14 protein-coding genes are annotated in these 15,296 nt (G+C 74.2%); 4 read left to right on the top strand and 10 right to left on the bottom strand.

Annotated elements, in window-relative coordinates:
• Positions 1-153: 153 nt before the first annotated feature.
• Positions 154-576 carry a DUF6299 family protein gene (locus tag ACIQNG_RS10910; RefSeq protein ID WP_401425624.1) on the bottom strand — a complete coding sequence of 141 codons (423 nt, stop codon included), beginning with the start codon at positions 574-576 and terminating at the stop codon, positions 154-156.
• A gap of 291 nt (positions 577-867) precedes the next feature.
• Between ACIQNG_RS10910 and ACIQNG_RS10905 the strand changes: the two genes are divergently transcribed.
• Complete coding sequence (locus ACIQNG_RS10905) at positions 868-1,080, top strand: DUF5999 family protein (RefSeq protein WP_401484023.1); 213 nt, start codon at positions 868-870, stop codon at positions 1,078-1,080.
• 1 nt (position 1,081) lies between these two features.
• Here the strand turns inward: ACIQNG_RS10905 and ACIQNG_RS10900 are convergent, their stop codons facing one another.
• Both ACIQNG_RS10900 and ACIQNG_RS10895 read right to left on the bottom strand, forming a co-directional pair.
• The gene (locus ACIQNG_RS10900; protein ID WP_401425619.1) at positions 1,082-1,480 is read right to left on the bottom strand and encodes a RidA family protein; all 399 of its coding nucleotides are present in this window, start codon (positions 1,478-1,480) and stop codon (positions 1,082-1,084) included.
• Positions 1,477-2,745: an acyl-CoA dehydrogenase family protein gene (locus ACIQNG_RS10895; protein WP_401484021.1), complete on the bottom strand. Its 1,269-nt coding sequence runs from the start codon at positions 2,743-2,745 to the stop codon at positions 1,477-1,479. Before ACIQNG_RS10895 ends, ACIQNG_RS10900 begins: the two co-directional genes overlap by 4 nt.
• Before the next feature lie 244 nt (positions 2,746-2,989).
• Between ACIQNG_RS10895 and ACIQNG_RS10890 the strand changes: the two genes are divergently transcribed.
• Both ACIQNG_RS10890 and ACIQNG_RS10885 read left to right on the top strand, forming a co-directional pair.
• Positions 2,990-4,612 carry an AMP-binding protein gene (locus ACIQNG_RS10890; protein ID WP_401484019.1) on the top strand — a complete coding sequence of 541 codons (1,623 nt, stop codon included), beginning with the start codon at positions 2,990-2,992 and terminating at the stop codon, positions 4,610-4,612.
• 61 nt (positions 4,613-4,673) lie between these two features.
• The gene (locus ACIQNG_RS10885) at positions 4,674-5,486 is read left to right on the top strand and encodes a PaaX family transcriptional regulator C-terminal domain-containing protein (protein WP_401425612.1); all 813 of its coding nucleotides are present in this window, start codon (positions 4,674-4,676) and stop codon (positions 5,484-5,486) included.
• Positions 5,487-5,513: 27 nt separating this feature from the next.
• On the opposite strand, the gene ACIQNG_RS10880 is transcribed toward ACIQNG_RS10885, so the two are convergent.
• Positions 5,514-7,847, bottom strand: coding sequence for a bifunctional salicylyl-CoA 5-hydroxylase/oxidoreductase (locus ACIQNG_RS10880; RefSeq protein ID WP_401484016.1), 2,334 nt, complete (start codon positions 7,845-7,847; stop codon positions 5,514-5,516).
• Positions 7,844-8,671, bottom strand: a complete 828-nt coding sequence (locus tag ACIQNG_RS10875) for an enoyl-CoA hydratase family protein (protein WP_401425608.1) — start codon at positions 8,669-8,671, stop codon at positions 7,844-7,846. The genes ACIQNG_RS10880 and ACIQNG_RS10875 overlap by 4 nt, the downstream gene beginning before the upstream one ends.
• Before the next feature lie 353 nt (positions 8,672-9,024).
• Between ACIQNG_RS10875 and ACIQNG_RS10870 the strand changes: the two genes are divergently transcribed.
• The gene (locus tag ACIQNG_RS10870; RefSeq protein WP_401484014.1) at positions 9,025-9,504 is read left to right on the top strand and encodes an ATP-binding protein; all 480 of its coding nucleotides are present in this window, start codon (positions 9,025-9,027) and stop codon (positions 9,502-9,504) included.
• 15 nt (positions 9,505-9,519) lie between these two features.
• Here the strand turns inward: ACIQNG_RS10870 and argF are convergent, their stop codons facing one another.
• The 5 genes from argF to ACIQNG_RS10845 form a co-directional block, all read right to left on the bottom strand.
• Entirely contained in the window at positions 9,520-10,527 is a 1,008-nt protein-coding gene (argF, locus tag ACIQNG_RS10865) for an ornithine carbamoyltransferase (protein WP_401484012.1), read from the bottom strand.
• 106 nt (positions 10,528-10,633) lie between these two features.
• Positions 10,634-11,860, bottom strand: coding sequence for an arginine deiminase (locus ACIQNG_RS10860; RefSeq protein WP_401425602.1), 1,227 nt, complete (start codon positions 11,858-11,860; stop codon positions 10,634-10,636).
• A 70-nt stretch (positions 11,861-11,930) separates the two neighbouring features.
• A complete protein-coding gene (locus tag ACIQNG_RS10855; protein ID WP_401484010.1) occupies positions 11,931-13,640 on the bottom strand; it encodes an HEXXH motif domain-containing protein in 1,710 nt (569 codons plus the stop codon).
• 200 nt (positions 13,641-13,840) lie between these two features.
• Positions 13,841-14,086, bottom strand: a complete 246-nt coding sequence (locus ACIQNG_RS10850) for a hypothetical protein (protein ID WP_401425598.1) — start codon at positions 14,084-14,086, stop codon at positions 13,841-13,843.
• A 100-nt stretch (positions 14,087-14,186) separates the two neighbouring features.
• A complete protein-coding gene (locus ACIQNG_RS10845) occupies positions 14,187-15,293 on the bottom strand; it encodes a caspase family protein (RefSeq protein ID WP_401484445.1) in 1,107 nt (368 codons plus the stop codon).
• Positions 15,294-15,296 lie beyond the last annotated feature (3 nt).

Below are 15,296 nucleotides of genomic sequence, written 5' to 3'. Positions count from 1 at the left end.
AAGCAACGCGATCAGGTCAATCAACGTGATCGGGTCAATCAACGTGATCGGGTTGACCGGGTTGATCAAGTCGCGGGTGAGCGCACGGCCGGTGGGAGCGACTCCGTTCCCGCCGGCCGTGCACCCGCGCGGGGGCGCCTGCCGGACACCCCCTCACCCCTCGACCAGCGTCACCTCGCTCTCGGACACCGCGTGGAAGCGGGGCAGGGGCAGCCCGCCCTGGAAGCTCAGCTCGGTGAGGTTCGCCTCGACGGCCACCGCGCCCTCCTTCAGCGCGCCCGGTGACGCCTTGCCGGTGTTCGTCCAGCGGTGCTCGGCGCCGTCGCACACCGCGTGGGTGCCGCCGATGCCGTACCGGACACCGCCGGTGCCCTGGGAGAGGGAGGAGCTGATGAAGACTGGGCCGGTGCCGGGGTGGCAGCGGTAGGTGCCGGAGACGCTGACCGTGCCGTCGGCGGCGATCCGGCCGACGGGGTCGACGGTCACCGACTCCAGGGCGGAGGCGACGGCGGGCGCGGCGGCCAGGGCGAGCGCTACGGCGGCGACGGCGGCGCCGAGCGCGGGGCGGCGGAACATGAGTCCTCCTGTGGGGTCCCGAGGAACACCTGACAGGGCGTCAGGGGTACCTCGTGGGGCTTCCACCCGGAGCGCCCCGGTGCGCGCACCCGCGTGAACATCACCCCAACGGGGGTGAGTCCCCCGCGGGACGGAGCCGACCTTCATGGAAACGTCCGTCGTGGAAACGTCCGCGAAGTGTCCGCGTGCTGTCACGCTTGGTTCCGGCGCCTTCCGATGAGTTCCGGGCGGGTGCAGGGTCTGACCGTACGAACAGTGCCGCGACGAAGGACTTCGACCTGGAGGTACGTCATGTGTTCCCGCCGATCCACCTGCCCCGCCGCCGCCTCCTCCGCCCCGCACCTGGTCCGTGCCCATCCCGAGCAGGGCTGGAGCCTGCTGTGCGACGGCACGATCGTCTTCGACGACACGGGTGAGCTGCTGCCGGACGGCCGCGTGGTCACCCCGCACCGCCCGGCCGCCGTCGCCGCCGCAGCCGCCGCCGCCGTCGCCGTCGCCGCCTGAGCTACGGCAGCACCGCGAACCCGTCCAGTTCCACCAGCGCCGCCTCGTCCCACAGCCGTACGACCTCCACCACCGCCATCGCCGGGTAGTCCCGGCCCGCCAGCCGCCGCCAGATCCGGCCCAGTTCGCCCACGTGCTCGCGGTACCCGGCGACGTCCGTGGCGTAGACGGTGACCCGCGCGAGGTCGGCCGGAGTGCCGCCCGCCGCCCGCAGCGCGGCGAGCAGGTTCGTCAGCGCCCGCTCGAACTGCTCGGGCAGCGCGGCGCCGACCACCTCGCCGTCCGCGTCCAGCGCGGTCTGGCCCGCCAGGAACACCACCCGTGACCCCGTCGCGACGACGGCGTGCGAGAAGCCGGCCGGCGGCGACAGCTCCCCCGGGTTCACCCGTTCGACACTCACCGCGCCCCCTCCTCCGACTCCCGCGGCTCCCGACCGGTCGGCCCCTGCGGCTCCCGGGCGGCCGACTCCCGCGCCCGGCGCAGTTCCTTGTACAGCTCCTTCGCGATGATGCCCCGCTGCACCTCGCTCGCCCCCTCGTAGATCCGCGGCGCCCGCACCTCCCGGTACAGATGCTCCAGCGGATGCCCGCGCCGCAGCGCGCGTGCGCCGTGCAGTTGGACCGCCCGGTCCACCACGTACTGCGCGGTCTCGGTGGCGAGGAGCTTGGCCATCGCGGCGCGCCGGGGCACGTCCGGGGCGCCGGCGTCGTACGCGCTCGCCGCCGCGTGGACCATCAGCCGGGCCGCCTCCGTGCGCAGAGCCATCTCGGCGACCTGGTGGGCGACGGTCTGGAGGTCGCCGAGCTTGCCGCCGAAGGCGTCACGGGCCGCGGTGTGGGCGAGGGTCGCGTCCAGCGCGGCCTGGGCCATGCCGACCGCGAACGCACCGACGCTGGGCCGGAAGAGGTTCAGGGTGCCCATCGCGACCCGGAACCCGCCGTCGACCTCCCCGAGGACATCGTCCGGGGTGACGGGTACGGCGTCGAAGCGCAGGGCGCCGATGGGGTGCGGGGAGAGCATCTCCAGGGGGCTGCCGGTCAGGCCGGGCCGGTCGGCGGGGACGAGGAAGGCGGTGACGCCGCGTGAGCCGGCGCCGGGGGTGGTGCGGGCGAAGACGGTGTAGAAGTCGGCCTCGGGGGCGTTGGAGATCCAGCACTTCTCCCCGCTGAGCCGCCAGCCCCCACCCCCGCCGCCGCCCCTCTCGACGCCTCCCCCGCCTCCCCCGGCTCCCCCGGCTCCCCCGCCCCCTTCGACGCCGTCCGGTTCCGCCGTCAGCCCCAGCGCCGCCGCGTCCGACCCCGCCCCCGGCTCGCTCAGCGCGAACGCGGCGACCGTGCGCCCCTGCCCCACCCCCGGCAGCCAGCGGGCGCGCTGCTCGGGGGTCCCGTGGGCGTGGACCGGGTGGGCGCCGAGGCCCTGGAGGGCGAGGGCGGTCTCGGCCTCGGTGCACTCCTGGGCGAGGGACTCGCGCATCAGGCAGAGGTCGAGGGCGCCGGAGGTGAACAGCCGGGCGGTGAGCCCGAGGCGGCCGAGTTCGGCGAGCAGCGGACGGTTGACATGGCCCGGTTCGCCGCGGTCGGCGAGCGGTCGCAGACGGGCGGCGGCCAGGGCGCGCAGTTCGGCGCACCAGGCGGTCTGTTCCGGTTCGAGCGAGAATGCGGGCACTGCCGGACCTCTCTCCCCATCGCCGGGTCGCGTTCTTCCCCGCGGCCGGACCGTCCCCGGTCCCCCGCGTTCTGCCTCGCGGCCGGACCGTCCCGCCGCGTTCTTCCTCACGGCCGGACCGTCCCCGGTCCCACCACCCTCCGACGTTATCGCGTCCCATTGACTGTCGTCACCAACACGTTACGCTCCCTGTGGGGGTCCGCCACAGGACCCCGCAAGGCCGTGACAAGGGGGCGATCCACCCATGGACGGTCCGACCCGCTCCGCCCACGTCGACACCTTCGCGCGGGATCACCTCCCGCCGCCCGGGCAGTGGCCGGTGCTCCGCTTCGACCTGCCGGAGCTGCGCTACCCCGAACGGCTGAACTGCGCCGCGGAACTGCTGGCCGGCGGCGCGGCCGACCACCCCGTCTTCCGGACGCCGGACGCGCCGCCCTGGACGTACGGCGTGCTGCGCGCCCGCGTGGACCGGCTCGCGCATGTGCTCACCGGTGAGCTGGGCGTGGTCCCCGGTGACCGGGTGCTGCTGCGCGGCCCCACCACCCCGTGGCTGGCCGCCTGCTGGCTGGCGGTGCTCAAGGCGGGCGCGGTCGCGGTGACCGTGCTGGCCCAGCAGCGCCCGCACGAGCTGTCCACCCTCTGCGACATCGCCCGCGTCCGGCACGCCCTGTGCGACATCCGCTCGTACGACGATCTGGCGCGGGCCGCGATACCCGGTCTGCGGATCACCACCTACGGGGGCGCGGCCGACGGTGATCTGCTGCGGCGCCCGGCGCCGGGGTCGCCGTACCCGGCCGTGGACACCGCGGCGGACGACGTGGCGCTGATCGCGTTCACCTCGGGCACCACCGGGCGGCCCAAGGGGTGCATGCACTTCCACCGGGACGTGCTGGCGATCGCCGACACCTTCTCCCGGCAGGTGCTCCGGCCGCGCGCGGACGATGTGTTCGCCGGCTCTCCCCCGCTCGGCTTCACCTTCGGGCTCGGCGGTCTGGTGGTCTTCCCGATGCGGGCGGGCGCGAGCGCGCTGCTCCTCGAACAGGCCGGGCCCCGCCAGTTGCTGCCCGCGATCGCCGAGCACCGGGTGTCGGTGCTGTTCACGGCGCCGACGGCGTACCGCGCGATGCTCGGTGAACTGGGCCGCGCGGGCGAGTGGGGCGGCCACGACGTGAGTTCGCTGCGCCGCTGTGTGTCCGCCGGGGAAAATCTGCCCGCCGCCACCTGGCACGCCTGGCACGACCGGACCGGGCTGCGGATCATCAACGGCATCGGCGCCACCGAACTGCTGCACATCTTCATCTCCGCGGCGGACGACGCGATCCGGCCGGGCACCACCGGCGTCCCGGTCCCGGGCTGGCAGGCACGGGTCCAGGACGCGGACGGCAGACCGGTGGCCGACGGCACCCCGGGGCTGCTCGCCGTGCGCGGCCCGGTCGGCTGCCGCTATCTCGCCGACCCCCGCCAGCGCGCGTACGTCCGCGACGGCTGGAACATCACCGGCGACACCTATGTCCGCGACCCCGACGGCTACTTCCGCTATGTCGCCCGCGCCGACGACATGATCATCTCGGCCGGGTACAACATCGCAGGGCCGGAGGTGGAGGACGCCCTGCTGCGCCACCCCGAGGTGGTGGAGGCGGCGGTGGTCGGCCGGCCGGACGAGGAGCGCGGGCAGGTGGTGGTGGCGTACGTGGTGCCGCGGGAGGGGGCGGTACGGGACCCCGACGCGCTGCGGGCGTTCATGAAGTCCGAGCTGGCCCCGTACAAGTGTCCGCGTGAGATCGTGTTCCTGGACGCGCTGCCGCGCACGGCGACCGGCAAGCTCCAGCGGTTCCGGCTGCGCGAACGGAGCCGGGCACAGCCCTGAACCGGCCCGCGCGCGGGGTGGGGACACCTGAGGTGACCAGCAGCGATACCGGGTGCCTAAAATGATCAACGTGTCCGACCAGCATGCTCCGCGGTCCCTGATCGTCACGCTCTACGGCGCGTACGGGCGGGACTTCCCCGGCCCCGTGCCCGTCGCCGAACTGATCCGGCTGCTGGCCGCGGTCGGCGTCGACGCGCCCTCCGTACGGTCCTCGGTCTCCCGGCTCAAACGGCGCGGGCTGCTGCTGCCCGCCCGGACCGCCGAGGGCGCCGCCGGATACGAACTCTCGCCGGACGCCCGGCAGTTGCTCCAGGACGGCGACCGCCGGGTGTACGCGGCGGCGCCGGACGCCGACGCGGGCTGGGTGCTCGCGGTGTTCTCGGTGCCGGAGTCGGAGCGGCAGAAGCGGCATGTGCTGCGCTCCCGGCTGTCCGGCCTCGGGTTCGGCACGGCCGCGCCCGGGGTGTGGATCGCCCCGGCCCGGCTGTACGAGGAGACCCGGCACACCCTGCACCGGCTGCGCCTGGACACCTATGTCGACCTCTTCCGCGGGGAGCACCTCGGCTTCGCCCCGACGGCCGAGGCGGTCGCCCGCTGGTGGGACCTGACCGCGATCGCCGAGCAGCACGAGGCGTTCCTCGCCGGCCACGGGCCGGTGCTGGACGCCTGGCGCGCGCGGGCGGACACCCCGCCGGAGGAGGCGTACCACGACTACCTCCTCGCCCTGGACTCGTGGCGCCATCTGCCGTACACCGACCCCGGGCTGCCGGCCCGGCTGCTGCCCGCGGACTGGCCGGGGGCCCGCTCGGCGGCCGTGTTCCGGGCGCTGCACGAGCGGCTGCGGGACGCGGGGGCGCGGTTCACGGGGGTGTGAGAGGCCGCCCCGTGCGGTCGGCGGGCGTCAGCCGCCCAGGGTGAGGCGGGGTTTGGGGGCGTCGGTGCGGCCGGTCTGCGGGCGGCGGCTGCCCGCGCGGTAGGGGGCGGGCCAGACGGCGCCCGGGCCGTCGTAGCCCTGTTCGGCGGCGGCGTGCAGGGTCCAGTGCGGGTCGTAGAGGTGCGGGCGGGCCAGCGCGCACAGGTCGGCGCGGCCGGCCAGGATCAGGGAGTTGACGTCGTCCCAGGAGGAGATGGCGCCGACCGCGATCACCGGTACGCCCGCCTCGTGGCGGATCCGGTCGGCGTACGGCGTCTGGTACGACCGTCCGAACGCGGGGTGTTCGTCGGCCACGACCTGACCGGTGGAGACGTCGACGGCGGCGGCGCCGTGCGCGGCGAAGGCCCGGGCGAGGGTCACCGCGTCCTCGGCGGTGGTGCCGCCCTCGGCCCAGTCGGTGGCGGAGATCCGCACGGTCAGGGGCCGCTCCTCGGGCCACACCGCGCGGACGGCGTCGAACACCTCCAGCGGATAGCGGAGCCGGTGGGCGAGCGGGCCGCCGTAGGCGTCGGTGCGGAGGTTGGTGAGCGGGGAGAGGAAGCCGGAGAGCAGATAGCCGTGCGCGCAGTGCAGTTCGAGCAGGTCGAACCCGGCGCGGGCGGCCCGCCGGGCGGCGTCGGTGAACTGTGCCTTGATCTCGGCGAGCCCTTCGTGGCTCAGCTCCCCGGGGGTCTGGCCGGCGGGCTTGTACGGCAGTGGGGAGGCGGCCACGAGGGGCCAGTTGCCGGTGTCCAGGGGTTCGTCCAGGCCCTCCCACATCAGCTTGGTCGAGCCCTTGCGCCCGCTGTGCCCGAGTTGCACGCCGAGGGCGGTGCCGGGGGCCCGGGTGTGGACGAAGTCGGTGATCCGCCGCCATGCCTCGGCCTGTGCGTCGGTGTAGAGGCCGGCGCAGCCGGGGGTGATCCGCCCCTCGGGGCTGACGCACACCATCTCCGTCATGACGAGTCCCGGTCCGCCGAGGGCGCGGGCGCCGAGGTGGACGAGATGGAAGTCGCCGGGGACGCCGTCGGTGGCGGAGTACATGTCCATCGGTGAGACGACGACCCGGTTGCGCAGGGTGAGTCCGCCGAGCCGGAACGGGGTGAACATCGGGGGGGTGCCGGTCGGGCAGCCGAACTCCCGCTCCACGGACCGGGTGAAGCGGGCGTCGCGCAGTGCGAGGTTGTCGTGGGTGACGCGGCGGCTGCGGGTGAGCAGGTTGAACGCGAACTGGCGGGGCGGCTGGTCGAGGTAGAGCGCGAGGTTCTCGAACCACTCCAGGCTGGCCCGGGCCGCGCGCTGGGTGGAGGCGACGACGGGTTTGCGTTCGGCCTCGTAGGCGGCGAGGGCGTCGGGGAGGGCGGGATGCTCCTCCAGGCAGGCCGCGAGGGCGAGGGCATCCTCCACGGCGAGTTTGGTGCCGGAGCCGATGGAGAAGTGGGCGGTGTGGGCGGCGTCGCCGAGGAGGACGACCGTGCCGTGCGACCAGTGGGCGTTGACGACGGTGCGGAAGGTCGACCAGGCGGAGTGGTTCGAGCGCAGGGGGCGGTCGCCGAGGGCTGCGGCGAAGATCTTGGCGCAGCGGTCGGCGGAGGCGGCCTCGTCCAGGTCGGCGAAGCCGGCCGCGCGCCAGACCTCCTCGCGCGTCTCCACGATGACGGTGGAGGCGCCGGGGTGCTCCGCCGTCCCGTGGGGGCCCGGGGCGGGGCGGGCGTAGGGGTAGGCGTGGAGTTGCATCACGCCGTGTTCGGTCTCGGCGATCTCGAAGCGGAAGGCGTCGAGGGCGAAGTCGGCGGCGAGCCAGATGTAGCGGCAGCGGTGGCTGGTGATCCGAGGGCGGAAGGCGTCGGCGAAGGCGGCGCGGGTGGTGCTGTGGACTCCGTCGGCGGCCACGACGAGGTCGTACGTCCCGGCCAGCCGGGCGGGGTCGGGGGCGGGGGTGCGGAAGCGGAGTTCCACGCCGAGGGCGCGGCAGCGGGTGTGGAGGAGTTCCAGGAGGCGGCGGCGGCCGAGGGCGGCGAAGCCGTGGCCGCCGGAGGTGTGGCGGGTGCCGCGGTGGACTATGTCGATGTCGTCCCAGCGGACGAAGTCCCGCTGGAGGGCCGTGTAGACCTCGGGGTCGGCGTGTTCGATGCCGCCGAGGGTCTCGTCGGAGAGGACGACGCCGAAGCCGAAGGTGTCGTCGGGGGCGTTGCGTTCCCAGACGGTGACGGAGCGGCGGGGGTCGAGGCGTTTGAGGAGGGCGGCGGTGTAGAGGCCGCCGGGGCCGCCGCCGACGACCGCGACGCGCAGGGGGGCGCGCCGGTCCGCCGCGGTGGTCACCGTCCGCTCCACTTCGGGGGGCGCTTCGCGGTGAACGCCGCGTGGAACTCGCGGTAGTCCTCGCCGGTCATGAGGAGGGCCTGGGTGGCGGCGTCGAGTTCCACGGCGGCGGCCAGGGGCATGTCCAGTTCGGCGGTGAGGAGGGCCTTGGTCTGGGCGTGGGCCAGGGCGGGGCCGGTGGCGAGGCGGTGGGCGAGGGCCTGTGCGGCTTCGTCGACGCCGCCCTCGTCGGTGAGGTGGCTGATCAGGCCGATGCGTTCGGCCTCGGGGGCGCGGACGGGCTCGCCGAGCATCAGCAGCCGGGTGGCGTGGCCGAGGCCGACGACCCGGGGCAGCAGGTAGGCGGCGCCCATGTCGCCGCCGGAGAGTCCGACGCGGGTGAAGAGGAAGGCGAAGCGGGCGGTGGGGTCGGCGACCCGGAAGTCCGCGGCGAGTGCCAGGACGGCGCCCGCGCCCGCCGCCACCCCGTGCACGGCGGCGATCACCGGGAAGGGGCATTCCCTGATCGCCCGCACCACCTGCCCGGTCATCCGGTTGAAGTCCAGCAGCGCGGCGGTGTCCAGGGCGAGGGTGGCGCCGATGATCTCGTCCACGTCGCCGCCCGAGCAGAAGCCGCGTCCCTCGCCGGCCAGTACCAGGGCCCGTACGGACCGCTCCCGGGAGAGTTCGGCGAGCAGGTCGCGCAGATCGGCGTAGGCGCCGAAGGTGAGGGCGTTGAGCTTCTCGGGGCGGGCGAGGGTGACGGTGGCGACGCCGTCGGTCTCCTCGACGCGCAGATGCCGCCAGCGGGGGGTGCGGGCGGCGGAGCCGGTGAACGGACTCATGACGTGCGGCCTCCTCGGACGGGCGCTGCCTCACGAAGCTCTACCCCCCGAAGTTATCACTCATTCGTGACTGTCGTCAGATGGGCGCTATATGCTCGGGGGGGCCGCGGTGGTCACCGTGTGCGATCCCCCGCTCACCGTGCGCCTCGCGCGTCACCGCTTCCCCATAGGTCGTCAATAACGCGGTAACAGGGGGATCAGCGGGGGGAGGGCGGGCGTTCCTCCGGGTACGTCGCCCGATATCGGGTCCGAAGTCCCGGCGACGCCCGACGACAGACCCTGCCGGAGGGCGCCGCACCACCCTTAACGTCGAGAGCGGGACGACCTGACACCCCAGTCAGGGATCCCGCGCCATGAACGGACCTGCCGTGCACGATCGCCCTTCCGCCTCAGCCTCCTGGCGCATCGCGCTGCCGCACTCGGCCGCGGCCGTGCCCGTCGCACGGGCGCTGGTCCGTACGGCGCTGGCCGAGCTGGAGCACCGGGCGGATCTGGACACGGCCGAGCTGCTGACGGCGGAGCTGGTCGCCAACGCCGTCGAGCACACCTCCGGCGACGGCCCCATAGAGCTGGTCCTGGTGCTGCTGCCCACCGGTTGCCAGGTCGAGGTCCACGATCCGGACCCGGCGCCGCCGGGCGATCTGACCCGGCCCCCGGACCTGCCGCCGGACCCGTGGCAGGAGCACGGCCGCGGGCTGCTGCTGATCCGCTCGCTCAGTTCGGCCTGCGGGCACCGCCCGGCCGGGTCCGGCAAGGCGGTGTGGTTCACGCTGCCCGCGGTGCCGCCGCAGTGGCGGCCGGGCGGGGAACTCCCGCCCGATGGGCCGCGGTGACCGGCGGCCGGTGGGTCACGCGAGGGTGGCGACCAGGACCGCCTTGATGGTGTGCAGCCGGTTCTCCGCCTCGTCGAAGACCACGGAGTGCGCGGACTCGAAGACCTCGTCGGTCACTTCGAGGGAGTCGAGCCCGTGCTGCTCGTATACCTCGCGGCCGACCTTGGTGCCGAGGTCGTGGAAGGCGGGCAGGCAGTGCAGGAACTTCACGTCCGGGTTGCCGGTGGCCCGCAGCACGTCCATGGTCACGGCGTACGGCGCGAGCGCGGTGATCCGCTCGGCCCAGACCTCCTTGGGCTCGCCCATGGAGACCCAGACGTCGGTGGCGACGAAGTCGGCGCCCCGCACGCCCTCCGCGACGGACTCGGTGAGGGTGATCCGGGCGCCGCTCTCCTCGGCGAGCGCCCGCGCGCCGGCCACGACCTCGTCGATGGGCCAGTAGGCCCGGGGGGCGACGATCCGGACGTCCATGCCGAGCAGGGCGCCGGTGACCAGGTAGGAGTTGCCCATGTTGAAGCGGGCGTCGCCGAGGTAGGCGAAGGCGGTCCCGGTCAGGGGCTTGGGGCAGTGTTCGGTCATCGTGAGGATGTCGGCGAGCATCTGGGTGGGGTGCCAGTCGTCGGTGAGTCCGTTGTAGACCGGCACCCCGGCGTACGCGGCCAGTTCCTCGACCGCGCTCTGGCTGTCCCCCCGGTACTCGATCGCGTCGTACATCCGGCCGAGGACCCGGGCGGTGTCCTTCACCGACTCCTTGTGGCCGAGCTGTGAGCCGGCGGGGTCCAGATAGGTGGTGTAGGCGCCCTGGTCGGCCGCCGCGACCTCGAAGGCGCACCGGGTGCGGGTGGAGGTCTTCTCGAAGATCAGCGCGATGTTCCGGCCGGTGAGATGACGCGGCTCGCGCCCGGCCCGCTTGGCCGCCTTCAGTTCGGCGGCCAGCTCGATCAGACCGAGGAACTCGGCCTGTGTGAAGTCCAGCTCCTTGAGGAAGCCACGGCCGGCGAGGGGGGTCGGGACGGTCGCCATGAGCGCTCCAGGGTCGGGACGGCGGGGGTGCGGGGCAGCGGACGGATCGATGGATCGGCGGATCAGCCGGTGAATGAAATGGAAGTCTATACGACCTCCAACATTCTTATACGACGGGTTCTCGCTCCACCGGACAGCTCATACAGCGGGGCCCGCCCCTCCCCCGCCCCAGCTCGCTGCCCGGGATCTCGATCACCTCGATGCCCTGCTTGCGCAGATGGGTGTTGGTGGTGGCGTTGCGCTCGTAGGCGACGACCACCCCGGGCTCCACGGCGAGGACGTTGCAGCCGTCGTCCCACTGCTCGCGTTCGGCGGCGTGCACGTCCTGGACGGCGGTCAGCACCCGGATCTCGCTGAGCCCGAGCGCGGCGGCGATCGCCCGGTGCATGTGCTCGGGCGGATGGTCGGTGACCTTCAGCTCCCGCTCCCCGACGCCCGGTTCGATGGTGTAGGAGCGGAGCATGCCGAGTCCGGCGTACTGGGTGAAGGTGTCGCCGTCGACCATCGTCATCACGGTGTCCAGATGCATGAAGGCCCGTCTCTTGGGCATGTCGAGGGCCACGATGGTGGTCGCCGAGCCCGCCGCGAACAGCTTGTGCGCGAGCATCTCCACGGCCTGCGGGGTGGTCCGCTCGCTCATCCCGATCAGTACGGCGCCGTTGCCGATGACCAGCACGTCCCCGCCCTCGATGGTGGACGGGTAGTCGGCCTGGCCCTCGGACCAGAGCTGGAACGTCTGGTCGCGGAAGAGCGGATGGTGCCGGTAGATCGCCTCGAAGTGCACGGTCTCGCGCTGCCGGGCCGGCCAGCGCATCGCGTTGATGGAGACGCCGTCGTAGATCCAGGCGGAGGTGTCCCGGGTGAACAGATGGTTCGGCAGCGGTCCGAGCAGGAAGTCGTCCAGCTCCATGGCGTGGAAGCGCACCGAGGTCGGCTCCGGGTGGGCCTGGAGGTACTCGCGTTTGGTCATCCCGCCGACCAGCGCCTCTGCCAGCTCCGGGGCGGGCAGCGCCGCGAAGGCGGCCCGCAGCGGGTCGGTGGCCAGCGGACCGTACTCCTTCTCGTCGAAGACCCGGTCGAGGACGAGGGTGCGGGCCGCCGGGATCGCCAGGGCCTCGGTGAGCAGGTCGCCGAAGAGGTGGACCTCGACGCCCCGGTCGCGCAGCACATCGGCGAACCCGTCGTGCTCGGCGCGCGCCCGGCGCACCCACAGCACGTCGTCGAAGAGCAGCGCGTCCTTGTTGCTGGGGGTGAGCCTTTTGAGCTCCAGATCGGGCCGGTGCAGGATGACGCGGCGCAGGCGTCCGGCCTCGGAGTCGACGTGGTATGCCATGCCTTCATCCTGACCATTCGGGCACGCGTTCACCCGTGTTTCGCCGACGCCCGGCACGACCGCGTCGCTCTCAGCCGCTCGGCTGCGGCTGGAGCAGTTCGGGGCGGGCCAGCATCCGCCGCGCGGCCGGCCCCGGTTCCCGGGCGGCGCGGGCCACGATCCAGCCCGCGAGGGTGTGCGGGTCGTCCGGATCCCGCTCCAGTTCGGCGCCGTAGAGCACGAGCGCGGCGCCCGGGTCGGCGGCGGCGAGATGGTCGTCGGCGGTCCGCGGCGGCGCCGGGGCGGTGGCGAAGGCGTGTGTACGCCGGTCGGTCCACGGCGGCGGGTCGGGACGGAGCCGGGGGCCTCGGGCGGGCCGGGGGATGGGGGGCGTCCCCGGCTCGTCCGGCAGGACGTTGCGCAGCCGCCACTCGGTGCGGTGCAGGGACGCGGCCGTGCGGGCGCGGGCCAGGGCGGCGGGCGGGACCGGTTCGCGCAGCCAGGCGTCCAGGGTGCCGGCGAGGCCGGAGACCAGGCGGTGGCCCGCGGGGGTCAGCCGGCCGCTGGTGAGCAGGGTGCGGACGGCCAGCCGGCACTGGAGGCGGCGCAGCGCGAAGTGGTAGGCGCCGCGGTCCGCGTGGACGGGGTCGGTCATCCGGTCGCGCCAGAAACCGGCGACGGCGGTGAAGGCGTAGGCGCCGTGCAGCAGTCCGGTCAGCGGGCGGGGATCGCCGCGCCAGGGGGCGTAGTAGCGCGCGGCGCGGTCGTCGTCCAGGAGCGGGAAGAGATGGAGGAGGGCGCCGAGCTTGCTGTGCTGGAACTCGTGGACCAGGGTCTCGGCCAGCGGCAGGGCGGTGGCGGGCCGGGAGATCACCATCGCCCCGAAGGCGTCCGCGCTGGAGCCGGAGAGCAGCACGGTCGGCGGCGCGGGCGGGGTGGCGGCCGTACGGCCCCAGGGGACGACGGAGCGGATCCAGGCGGGGTCCATCCGGCCCGGTCCGCTGCCGCCGGGCTCGGCGAGCAGGGCGGCGGCCTCGGTGAAGAGGCTCTGCCAGGCCCGGGCCTCCCCCGGGTCGAGCCGGGCGGGGGGCATGGGGTCGTCCAGGTCGCGGTAGGGGTCGAGGTCGTCCAGCGGGACAGCGAGCGGGCCGTGCGGGGCGGGGTGGGTGAGGGTGAGGGTGCGCAGCGGGAGCCAGTGCGGGTCGTGGTCGTCGGCCGTGACGGGGGCGGTGGCCGGGTGGCAGCGCACGGTGCGGGGGCGGCCGTCGCGGCCGGTGCCCTCCAGGGTCAGCCGGCCGTCGTCGGTGCGGGCCAGGCCGACGGCGAGGCCCGGTGCGGGGTCGGGGAGGCGGGCCGTGCCGAGTCCGGGCAGGTGGAGGGTGCCGTCGGTGAGGGCGACCCGGGTCCGGGTGCGGGTTCCGGCGCGCAGGGCGGCGGCGACGGCGAGGGCGCCGAGCTGTCCGGCCTCGGCCCACAGCGGCGGGCCGGTCGCGGGGCCGTGCACCCGGCGCAGGAGATGGGCGATCCAGCCGCCGGTGGCGGGGGCGAGGAGCAGCGCCTCCACCGCCTCGGGAGCCCGCCCGGCCGCCTCCTTGACGGTGCGCCAGGCTTCGGCGGGCGGGGTGAGGGGGGTGGGCAGCGGCCCGAGGCGGTCGAGCAGGGTCCGCAGGAGCAGCAGTCTGCGGGCCCGCTCGCCCCGGACCAGGAAGTCCACCGCCTCGGCCGAACCGCCCCCGCCGGCCACCTCCGCGAACAGCCGGTCGGGCATACGGAACGGGACGCCGTGCGACGCGCGGGACATGCCGGGACCTCCGGACGTGGGCGGGCAGGACGGGGTCGACCACCCACGGCGGGGCACCTGCCGCACACCCGCGCGACCGGTACGGAGCCGCGGGCCGGCCGGGACCAGCGCCTGTCGTTCGGATCGTCCCGGCGGGGCGGGGTCTTCGCCCGGCCGAGCAGCACCGCTTCTCATCGCCAGGCTGATCCGAACGACAGGCCCTACGCGGCGTGCCCCGGCCGTCCGTTGCGGGGTGGGCGGGGTTCACCGCCTCTGATGCCGCCGTGGGCGCACAGCACCTCGGCGAGCAGCCGGGCCCGGGGGTCCAGCGGGGTGAGTCCGTCCACGGCGGTCAAGGGCAGGGCGGCGAGATCCGCCAGATCCGACTCCCAGACCTCGGCCCCCGCCACGGGGACGGGCACACGGCCGACGGCCTCGGCGTCGTGCGGTGCGGGTGGCTCGTGCAAGGTGCGTCCCCCTTCTCGACGGTGGCACGCGATGCCCCGTGTCCTGTTCCATCATGGCCATTCATGCCCACATCTGAAACCGTACGATCACGCCACCCGATCATTCGTGATCGCGAATGCCCTTCTTCGGTACCTCCAACTCCTTGAACACGGCAGCCAGTTCCCGTCCGCGCTCCGGGTCGTCGTCCAGGGCGGTGATCGCGTCGTACAGCTCCCACAGCGCTTCCGGGTGGCGCCGGGACAGCTCGCGGAGGATCCCGACGGCGTCCGTGCGGGCCTTGGTGTGACGCGGGAGGGTGGCGGTGACACGCGGGTTCAACTGGGCGATCACCGTCTGCCGTTCGGTGGGGTCGGCCATGAGCGGGTAGCCGAGCAGCACCTCGACGGCACGGTTCAGCGGGGAGGCCGCGCGCGGGGTCGGGGCCGCCTCCGCGGGCGGCAGGATCTCGGTGCGTTCGGGGCTGCGGAGCCGGATCTCGGGATGCTGCAGAGTACGGCCCTCTTCTCTGAGGGCCGCGAGGCGTGCGCGGACGGCGGGAAACAGTTCCTCCGGATCCGGGAACGCGGGCAGCACGGGGCCGCGTTCGGCCAGCAGGCCCAGCAGCACGTCCGAGAACAGCCCGGTCGCGCGCACCGGGTCGTTGGCGGCGGCCCGGCCCCGTCCGGCGGCCCGCAGCACCGTCTGGCGGTGCAGGAGACCGCGCCGCCCGACGGGCAGTTCGGCGGGCGGCAGCGGGTCGCGGAAGGCGAGCGCCTCCTCGAAGGTCTCGCAGGCGTCCACCACCCACAACTGCCCGGCCAGCCCGGGCACGGCGTCGCTGGAGTAGCGGGCGAGCGCCGAGTCGAGATCGATCCCGACCTTGTCGGAGGTGGTGGCGTCCGCACAGAACAGCCGTACGTGCTCGGCCCGGTCGAGCACCCCGTGCCCGCCCCACCACACCCACAGCACGTCACCCTGTGCCACCGCCAGTTCCCGCACCAGGACCCGGCGGAGCGTGGCGTGGTCGGCGGGCTCGTGGGCGACCTCGGGCCGGTACGGCGGCAACGGGGCGAGATGCAGCCGCAGCTGGGACTCGGGCACCCCGGCGGCCCGCAGCAGCGCGTGGAAGCGCACGGCGTCCCGGGCCGGACCGGGCAGATCCCAGCCGCCCCCGGCGTCGTAGCGCTCGATGCCGACGATCAGCGCGTGCACCCGCGCCGGGTCCACCCC

Source organism: Streptomyces sp. NPDC091377, assembly GCF_044757045.1.
GTDB lineage: Bacteria > Actinomycetota > Actinomycetes > Streptomycetales > Streptomycetaceae > Streptomyces.
This window is presented reverse-complemented; position numbering and strand designations above follow the sequence as displayed.